The organism is Amycolatopsis sp. NPDC104587 (assembly GCF_055583645.1).
This window is the reverse complement of sequence record NZ_JBVJNO010000001.1, coordinates 250234-259442: the sequence shown is the minus strand read 5'-3', so window position 1 is coordinate 259442 and position 9209 is coordinate 250234. Positions and strand designations below refer to the sequence as shown.

The 9209-nt window shown below is 65.4% G+C and carries 6 protein-coding genes; 3 read left to right on the top strand and 3 right to left on the bottom strand.

The annotated features are described in order from the left end of the window. Positions 1-912: 912 nt before the first annotated feature. Together ACZ61C_RS01250 and ACZ61C_RS01245 are read left to right on the top strand one after the other, a co-directional pair. Positions 913-3063 carry a P-loop NTPase fold protein gene (locus ACZ61C_RS01250; RefSeq protein ID WP_465301544.1) on the top strand — a complete coding sequence of 717 codons (2151 nt, stop codon included), beginning with the start codon at positions 913-915 and terminating at the stop codon, positions 3061-3063. A 142-nt stretch (positions 3064-3205) separates the two neighbouring features. Next, on the top strand, positions 3206-3682 hold the full coding sequence (locus ACZ61C_RS01245; protein ID WP_465301542.1) for a hypothetical protein: 477 nt from the start codon (positions 3206-3208) through the stop codon (positions 3680-3682). Between the two features lie 282 nt (positions 3683-3964). On the opposite strand, the gene ACZ61C_RS01240 is transcribed toward ACZ61C_RS01245, so the two are convergent. The 3 genes from ACZ61C_RS01240 to ACZ61C_RS01230 all read right to left on the bottom strand — a co-directional run bounded on the left by ACZ61C_RS01240 (position 3965) and on the right by ACZ61C_RS01230 (position 6922). After that, the gene (locus ACZ61C_RS01240; RefSeq protein ID WP_465301540.1) at positions 3965-4762 is read right to left on the bottom strand and encodes a helix-turn-helix domain-containing protein; all 798 of its coding nucleotides are present in this window, start codon (positions 4760-4762) and stop codon (positions 3965-3967) included. 489 nt (positions 4763-5251) lie between these two features. Further along, complete coding sequence (locus ACZ61C_RS01235) at positions 5252-5635, bottom strand: hypothetical protein (RefSeq protein ID WP_465301538.1); 384 nt, start codon at positions 5633-5635, stop codon at positions 5252-5254. A 1086-nt stretch (positions 5636-6721) separates the two neighbouring features. Further along, entirely contained in the window at positions 6722-6922 is a 201-nt protein-coding gene (locus ACZ61C_RS01230) for a hypothetical protein (protein WP_465301537.1), read from the bottom strand. Between the two features lie 234 nt (positions 6923-7156). Here ACZ61C_RS01230 and ACZ61C_RS01225 point away from each other — a divergent pair. After that, a partial coding sequence (locus ACZ61C_RS01225) for a hypothetical protein (RefSeq protein ID WP_465301536.1) occupies positions 7157-9209 on the top strand: 2053 nt, incomplete at its 3' end.

The window sequence follows — 9209 nt, the reverse complement described above, 5'->3', positions numbered from 1 at the left end:
GAGCAGAAAGGGCACCCGCCAAAACCCCACCGCAAAAAAAAAAAAAAAAAAAAAGACAAAAAAAAAGAAGAAGGCCCAAACAACAAACGAAAAGGAAGGGAAAGGAGGTTTTGGGGTCGTGGGGCCCCCCCCCCGTGGCCCACACCGACCAGAACGGCTAAGCCAGCCAGCAGGGCGCCGTGCTACAGCGCTTCCCAGCCAGACAACCAAGCAGCGGCCAGCGCGGTGTAACACTCCGCGACGTCAGGGCGAGCTGAGGGTATGGACCCGCAATCAGCACGAGACGGCCTTCGAGAGCTTGGCGAGCACCTCAGGGTTAAGTGGCTCAGTACGTCAGCATACGAACCATGGAAACTCCCCGCCGACGCGCTAATTGTTGATGCCGGGCGACATTTTGACCAAATTCGATCTACGCTTGAGTTAATTGCCTCGGCACTACCCAACGCCGCCGACGCCCTAGCTAATAAAAGCTTTGACGAGGATGTCAATTCGATATACCTTAACGATGGAACAACAGGCGAAAGGCCCTACGCAATCTTCCTCCTGCGTAGCCTCGGTCGGACGCCTCCCAAAACGCAAGAGGGACGGTTCGCGCGAGCAATTATTCAATGCCTTAAAGACCCGCACATTCTAACCATAGCTTTTAGGGTCGAACCCACATTAACCACCTTACTGGAGCATGATCGGTCAACGACAACGTTCCTGAAACATTGGTTTGATCAGTCAACAATACGAATCGCTCTAGATCTAGTAACAGAAGCTCGCATAACCAATGGCGGCCACCTCGAATCCGTCATTGTGTACGGCCTAGAAGATGACAGAGAACTTATTGCAAACTTCTCTAACTACACGGAATTAATCACGAAAAGTCCACCTAGAGACGATTCTTCATCCCGCGTAGCACGGCCACGAATGCTTGCCGGGGGCGTCAGTAAAGACCTGGTCGACCCTAACGAGTACATCGACGCGAAGCAGGACATGCTGGGAATCCTGCCTTACGCGTCGATGCTGGCCAATGTCATCAGCGCAGAGGACACGCCGCTCCCCCTGTCGATCGGCCTGTTCGGGGAATGGGGATCCGGCAAAAGCTTCTTCATGGGCATGCTCCGCGATCAGATCAGAACCTTGGAGGACACGCCCGGCAACTGCACGAAGATCGCACAAATCAGCTTCAATGCCTGGCACTACGCCGACTCCAACCTCTGGGCCAGCCTAGGCGACGAAATCTTCCGACAACTCGCCGAACCTCACCGCAGCCGCGGCGAGTCAAACGCGGAACACGGAGAACGCAAGCGCGACGGCAAGAGGCTCAAGGAGCAACTCGCCGCCGAACTAGAGCTCCGGGACCAACTCACTGCGGTCACCCAACAAGCCGAGACAGAAGCCGCTGCGCTGCACCGAAAAATCAGGGAAACCGAAGGCGCCCGCATGTCGGCCGGCACCCGGATTCTGGCAGCTCTGCGCGGCTCAGAGACGATCAAAGGCGGGGTCCGGAAGGTCTGGTCGGCGCTCGGGGTGACGGCCGCCGCCGAGCAGGGCCGACTGCTGGCCGACGAACTTCGCGGGACGCTCAACGAAGCCGACGAACTTCATCGCATGTCCCGGTACCGCCACGGCCGCGTCGCGCTGGGCGCGGCAGGCCTCGTGCTCGTGGTCGCGCTCGGCGTCATCCTGCTCGCGCCGACCGTCAAGATCTGGCTTGCCAGCGTCCTGACCGCTGCCGTTCTCGCCCCGCTCGCCACGGGCACAGTCATGATCGGCAGAGCTCGCGTAGGTCTACGAAGGCTGCGGTCACTGGCCCAGGAGATTCACCAGGGGTTGGCTGACGCTCCGTTCGCTGCCGAGCTCCAGGAGCTCGAGAAGGTCGAAGCCGATCAGCGCGTCGCCGAGGCACAGCTGCAGCAGGTCATCGACCGTGTCGGGCAGCTGGGACGGCAGCTCGCCGAACTCACCCCGGGACGCCGGCTGTATGCGTTCCTGGCCGAGCGGTCCAAGACCGAGGACTACCGAGGCAGCCTGGGGTTGATCTCCACAATCCGGAAGGACTTCGAGAAGCTCGTCGCACTGCTGCGCGAGCCCTCCCACAGCGAGAACGACCCGCCGAAACCGGTCGACCGGATCGTCCTCTACATCGACGACCTCGACCGGTGCGCCCCGAGCCAAGTCGTCGAAGTACTACAGGCCGTGCACCTACTCCTCGCCTTCGACCTGTTCGTCGTCGTAGTCGGAGTAGATCCGCGCTGGCTGCTGCGCTCGATCAGCAGCCACTACGACCAGCTCATCGAGGACCAACCCACAGCACGCCGCGACGGCTGGCGCATCTCGCCCGAGGACTACCTCGAGAAGATCCTCAACATCCCGCTCGTCCTGCCCCCCATGGCATCCGGCGGCCTGAAGCAGCTGCTCAACAGCATGGTCGAACCGTCAGCACGTCACACGCGCTCGGGCAGCCCATTCGCACCAGATACTGGTGCCGCAGCGGACACGGAGCCGTCCGCGACGTCGATCGCGGCGGACACGGCGCTACAGGTCGAGCAGGGCTCCCAAGTCGCCGCACAGCTGGATCCGACGCAGCTGCCCGAGCCGCCGCACCCGCTCACCGACCACGAAGTCGACCTACTGGCGCGCCTGGACCACCTGATCGAGACCCCCCGCGACGCCAAACGACTAGTCAACCTCTACCGGCTCGTCCGCTCCACCCGCGACCTCACAGAAACCGCGGCCTTCCTCGACCATGAATACCAAGCGGCCATCGTGCTTCTCGGCGCCTTCACAGCACACGCAGCCTTGAGCGGCCGCCTCGCGAATGCCCTGCTCCACGCGCCATCCGAAACGAGCTGGACCGACTTCCTCGCGACGCTGAAACCAGAAGGCCAGCCCCTGCAGTGGGCGAGCCCTGCGGTCGGCCGGATTGCTGACGCTGAAGTCGCGGCATGGAATCACCTGCACGACAGTCTGCTCGCGCTCTCGAACGCAATCACCCTGCCGGACCTGCGGGACCTCCAAGCGTGGGTGCCACGAGTACGTCCCTTCTCCTACGTTCTGCCGGCACCAGCTCGCTGATGCTCGTCCGATCGAGCTTTGCGCAGGAGTCTCGCGGGGCCGCGTACTACTGCTCAGCTCACCGTCACCACGCCCAAGCGCCGCGACGTGCGCGACCCCGACGTGGACCAGGAACGCGACCCTCGCCGAACACGACATCGTCGTGATCGACGGGCTGCCCGTCACCACCGCCCTGCGCACCGTGTGTGACCTGCTCGGCCAGCACATCGACGACAGCCACATCGCCACTGTCGTCCGGGAAGGCGTCGAAAGTGAGAAGCTGCACCTCGACCAGTTCGCTGCACATCGCCCCCTACGCCCGCCGCTACCGAGCCCGGCCGACGGCGAAGATCTTCTGGAAAGTCTGCTGTCCCAAAATTGGGCTCGCCATCACCGACCTCGCAGTACGTCGGGTCCCGGCCGGCATGGCAGCCGACATCGCAGCGACGCTGGCAGCCCTGAGGAACCTCAATGCTTTCCGCGGGTGGCTAGAACATCTGGACCGGACTGCGCCGTGCAGATGACGGCGGTGGATGTCGGCTCTGTGAACGGCTCTCCGCTCGCGCTGCCCGCCCGGTTGTTGGCTGCGGCCGGGCCGTCAGCCGCCGACAAATTGCTCAGGAGCCGCAACGAGGTCTAGGTTCTAGACGAAGTACTCCGCGACGCCGGGATCAGCGATCGCGGCGTCGCTCTAGACGCCCTGTAGCGCCACCGCCGGTGCGACGACGAGAGCCTCGACGGTCACGCGAGCACGGTGCTGAATCGGGACGTGTTGTCCGGTGCAGGACCAACGACTGCGGGAGGCAACGCGAACGGTGGATCGGACAATTGTCGCGCCGAAACACCTCCGGTGGCAGCAGCACTCCCGCCGCGGAAACGAGACACAGCGACCAGAGGGACGGCCTGCGGGGTGACAGAAGCCTCAGCGGGCGCGGTGTTTGCCCTTGAGAGTGTTCCGTTCGATGAACTCGAGGAGGTGCTCGCGGGAGATGTATTTGCGTGAGCCGAGCAGGACATGATCGATCTCGCCGCGGTTGACCAGCTCGTAGAGAGTTGAGTTGGTGAGTCCGAGTACCTTGCCGGCGGCTTTCAGGGGCATCAGCAACGTGTCGTTGGCCGCGGGCGATGTGGGTTTGATGACTGTGGTTTGCTCGGCTTCGACGACGTCGACTTCGGTGGCGGCGGTCTTCCAGGAGCCAGCGTAACCGTAGGGTCGGTTGATCTCTTCCTGCATCTTGGCAGCGGCGTCTTCCTCACTGGCCGCGCGAACGAAGCGTTCCGCGACCTGGACACGGGTGACGACGACCTTGTAGCGCATGTAGATCTCCTGGATAGTGCGCTCGGTGTGCCTGACCGGCAATGTGCGACGGCAGGTGATGCGCTGCGTTGCGCGCGCCGTGGTGTCGGGCACGGGGTGGTCGGCACGTCGCCGCCCGCGCGTGGGCGGTACCGGAGGCAGTTCGGCCGAAGCCGCATCGGTGGCGGTGGCGGTAGTGGCGGCGGCGGGCGGCGGGTAGCAGCCGTGGTCGAGGTAGTAGCGGCCCCGCTCGGTGATCGCTGCGGCCCAAATCTTGTGCTTGCGGCTGATCGTGGCGAGCCCGCGGTTCTCGAGGGCTCTGACGGCGGTCTTGTGGTTGTGGTCAGGCCAGTCACGTTCGGGGCAGCCGTCGCCGAGCCAGCGCAGCAGCTCGACCTGGCGGGGTGTCGGAGAGCGTGGCACGACGGAAGTCCATCAGCCCCGCGGCTGGACGGCGAGCCTCCACCGGCGCAAATACCGGAACGAGTGACGACCGCTCCGCAAGAGGTAGGCCGCCCAGCACATCAGGTCATAGTCACCCCGAACCGCGGAGGGCCTGCGCCTCGATGGCACGAACGACGGCGCCCCGGCATCCGCAACCGGACCGAGTTGCGGCTGCGCGGCCCACACGAACGCAACGACCTTCGCCGGCGGCAGGACGATGCTGTGACCTGAGTGCTCTCACGGCTGATAGGCGCCGCGGACGCTGCCGCGGCGTCACGGCTTCCTCGGGCTCTTCTTGGTCTCTTTGTCGCGCGAGCCGCCCCGCACCTGCCGTACGGCTCGCGACTCCGATCGGCTCCCAGCCAGGCAGAAGAGCCGATCTTTAAACTCGCCGAGCCGACCCAGCCACCGTTCGATGCGGCGGGGAGGCCTCTTCCGACCGAAGCCCCCGACAACGCTGCCTCACGGTCACGAGGTGGCGAGCTCACGCCTGCGCGCCTCCTCGACGATTGCGACGAGCACGCGGCGCCGATTCGAGTCGTTGAACCGCACCCGATGATCGAGTCCCCGACAGGCCGGTCGCTCGACCATCAGGCTCGTGCAGGCCGGGCAAAGTTCCTCCGGGTTCGTTTCAGGCGGGATCCAGCCGCTCCACGTCGCCGGAGTCCTCATGCCGATCGGCGGAGCTGCCAGCAGTTCCCGTAGATCTTGGTGGCGAAGAACTTTCCGGGCTCGAGCGGCGTTCTCCGACCTCGCGGCTGCGAGAAGCTCGGCCAGCTGCTGCCGCCGATGGACGGACGTAGCGTCACTGATGAGGCCCCCCAGCAACCGGGGGGCCTGCTTGGTGGCCATGGCTAGGACACGCCGTCAGAGAACGCGGGCTCAGTCTCGACATTTCCTACGGACAGGGTGTCGACCTTGCCCATCACGCAGGTAGCAACACGCGATCGTAGGGGTGGCTGGCCAGGGGTCAAGCGCTGTGCAACCATGATGGCTGCCTCCAACCGAGGTATTGCGCCCGACTGGCCCCCTTAGACTCGCCAAAGTATGGAGGGGACCAGCCGGGCGCTTTTGCGTCTTGCGGAGATTGAAGCACGTCGCGGAGGGCCGTGTCACCTCGGCTCGCCAAAGAGGTGACCGCGCCACTTAGCGACAGTCAGCAGAACTCAGCTGGACTCAGCGACACCCATCTCTTCAGAACTCTTCTCGATCTTGATGGTGGTGCAGAATGCAGCAGACCTGGGCAGACTTCCTTGCATGCCAACACATGAGCGAGGATGCGATGCCATGCACTGGATCAGACTGGACGTAGTTGGATCAGCTTGGGAAAGGTTGGCACCGGCAGGTCACATTAAACGCACATAAACGCACAACGCGAACTATGCGAAATAGTGCGGAATGCCTGCTCAGGGCGCACTCTTCTGGGGAATCGTGGAGTTCTCTTGGTGTCGACACCCCTACCCGTAGCGAATGCCAGAGCCGCCAGCCACGACCTGACCAGCAGAGCGGTACTGTCCCGCACAGACGCCACAGCCCCGAAGAGCGCAACAGGTCAGCACTCAGAGCAGTCGATCCAACTGGCGTCGGCCACAGGCCGGGCCACCGATCTCCGGCCGGCCAGTGACCTCGTAGACCGTTCTTCCTGCGGAGCGACAGCTGAACTGGCCGGACAAGGCGTCGATCAAGCGCAGACAGACAAGCCTGACGCGGCAGACGAACGTCGACGTCCACTATCTGCTCCTTCTGCGAAGTCCCCATCTGGCCATCCGGTTAGGTGGTGGAGCTCTCACACCGGGCGTGGCGACAGTCCTGCGGCCGCTCCCGCCGACGGAGAAGACTGCCAGCCGGACGCAGGCCCGACGTTGCGACAGGTATCCGACTCGTGAGCAAGCCCGTAGCGCCAGCCGATCTCGGCGCGAACGCGGTTCAGTCGCGGCGTCACAGCAGCCCAGCGTGATACAGGTGGATCACCGCGGCGAGCACGCCGCCGCTTCCGAGCAGAGCACCCATCAAGATCTTGAGCAGAGCCAGAGCCCGCAGGGCGCGCTGGTGGTCGATGGCCGCGAGCGCCACCGCTGCGGCGGCGCCTGTGGCGGTGAGCAGCACCAGCACTACAAGGGTGATCAACGGGGTCCACATGATCGTGTCCTGTTCTCGGGGTCGCGAGCCCGGCCTGCCCGTGCTCCAGGAACAGCCGATCAGCTCAGCGAGGTCTCCGGCATGGGCTCCGTACCAACCCGGACTACGGGGGGTCGGTACGGAGGCCAGCGGTGGGGGCTGACTAGGAAGGATGCGCAGACGCGGTCGGCGGAAGTACGGTGTTCGGCACTGTCCGGTGACCTCCGCCGGACGGCTGCGGGGACACGGGGGGTGGTGAGCATAGATCCGGCGAAGATCGGCACGCTGTCCCTACTGGCTGCTGCTCTCGATCAGCTACGCCGTGATCAGTCGCTGTCGCTGCAGGGGCTGGCTGAGGCTGCGACGAAGCTGCCCCCGCGCGGCGGCCGGCAACCCGCTCTTCCGCGGTCGACCACCAGCGACCTTCTCAACGCCAAGTCCGTGCCCGAGGCCGAGACGCTGGTGACGTTTCTGGCTGCCTGCGGCATCCGCGAGGAGGAGGCGCAGCGTCCATGGGCGCAGGCCCTGGAGCGGGTGGCCACCCAGCACCACCGGCGCCCGCCGGGAGCCGTGCGGGTCCGCGACGCGCGAGCGCGGGTGCTAGGGGTGCATGCCGCGATCCAGACCGCTCAGCCGTCCGAGGACGCGCCGTCCACGTCCGGCGGGGGTGAGCTGCCGCTGTATGTGCCTCGGGACTTCGACGCTGACCTGCGCACGAAGCTCACCCTGGCCAGGCAACAGGGCGGTTTCGTGCTACTGACCGGTGATTCCTCGGTCGGGAAAACCCGAGCCCTGTTCGAGACAGTGCAGGGGGTCGTGCCGGACTGGTGGCTGCTGCACCCACGCGACGCTGAGGTGCTGCGCGAGTTCGCAGCTGATCCGACGGGGCGGACGGTGGTGTGGCTGGACGAGCTGCAGGACTATCTCGACTTTGCCGGAGGTGTGCCTGCGGGACAGGTTCGCGACATGATCGCGGCCGGGGTGATGCTGGTCGCGACGTGCTGGCCCGGCGAGCACAGCAAGCGCGTGGCGCTGCCCGAGGCCGGCCGGCCGGACCCGTATGCCAACGACCGGCGCCTGCTCGACCTGGCCGACATGCTGCACGTGCCTCCGGCGTTCAGTAGTCACGAGCGGCGCCGCGCCGAGGACCTCGCCGGATCTGATCGCCGGATCCGGGTCGCGCTCGACACCCTCGACGCCGGCTTCACGCAGGTGATGGCTGCAGGCCCCGAATTGATCCGCCACTGGACACAGGCACCCGCCTACGCCGAGGCCGTCATCACCGCCGCGCTCGACGCCCGCCGCGTCGGCGCCCACGCACCCCTCACCCGCGACTACCTCGCCGACGCCGCACCCGGCTACCTCAACGAGCGGCAAGTGGCCACCGCACCCCCGGACTGGCTACAGCTCGCTCTGGACGAAGCCATTCGGCTGCTGCACGGCGCCACCGCTGCACTCAACCCTGTTTCCGCCGGCATGGGCGCCATAGCCGGCTACCGGGTCGCCGACTACCTGCACCAGCACGCCCTGCGTGTCCGCCGTCGCGAGCCTCTTCCCGACATCGCCTGGCACGCTTTGGTCCGAAATCATCACCCCGATGACACCCAACGCCTCGCCGACTGCGCCTACGACCGCGGCCGCGACCACGAAGCCCTCACCCTGTACCAGCAGCTCCACGACAACGGCGACGAGAACGCCGCCTTCCAGGTGGTTGACGTGCTGGCCGACCAGGAGCGAGTGGAACAGCTAGGCCACCGCGCCGACAACGGCGACGAGTACGCCGGCTCCCGGTTGGCTGGATTGCTGGCCAACCAAGGGCGAGTGGAACAGCTACGCACCCGCGCCGACAACGGCGACACCTACGCCACCTCCCGGTTAGCCGAGCTGCTGGCCCGGCAGGGGAAGGTCGAGGACGCCAAACAACTACTGCGCCCACACGCCGAAACCGGCGACCCGGTCGCCTCCCACCAGATGGTCAAGCTGTTGGCCCTCCAGGGGCGGGTGGAACAGCTGCGTTACCGCGCCGACAACGGCGACAAGTTCGCCGCCGACCGGTTGGCCAGGCTCCTCGCCGAGCAGGGACAGATCGAACAGCTGCGCACCCGCGCCGACAACGGCGACACCTACGCCACCTCCCGGCTAGCTGAACTGCTGGCCGAGCAAGGGCAGGTCGAGGACGCCATCCAGATGCTGCGTCCCCGCGCCGACGACGGCGACGACTCCGCCGCCCACCAGCTAGCCAGGCTCCTCGCCGAGCAGGGACAGATCGAACAGCTGCGCACCCGCGCCGACAACGGCGACACGTACG

Bases quoted from the DNA above. Each gene is read 5' to 3' on its own strand.
- ACZ61C_RS01250 (WP_465301544.1), top strand. From the start codon at position 913: ATGCTTGCCGGGGGCGTCAGTAAAGACCTGGTCGACCCTAACGAGTAC.
- ACZ61C_RS01235 (WP_465301538.1), bottom strand. From the start codon at position 5,635: ATGGCCACCAAGCAGGCCCCCCGGTTGCTGGGGGGCCTCATCAGTGAC.
- ACZ61C_RS01230 (WP_465301537.1), bottom strand. From the start codon at position 6,922: ATGTGGACCCCGTTGATCACCCTTGTAGTGCTGGTGCTGCTCACCGCC.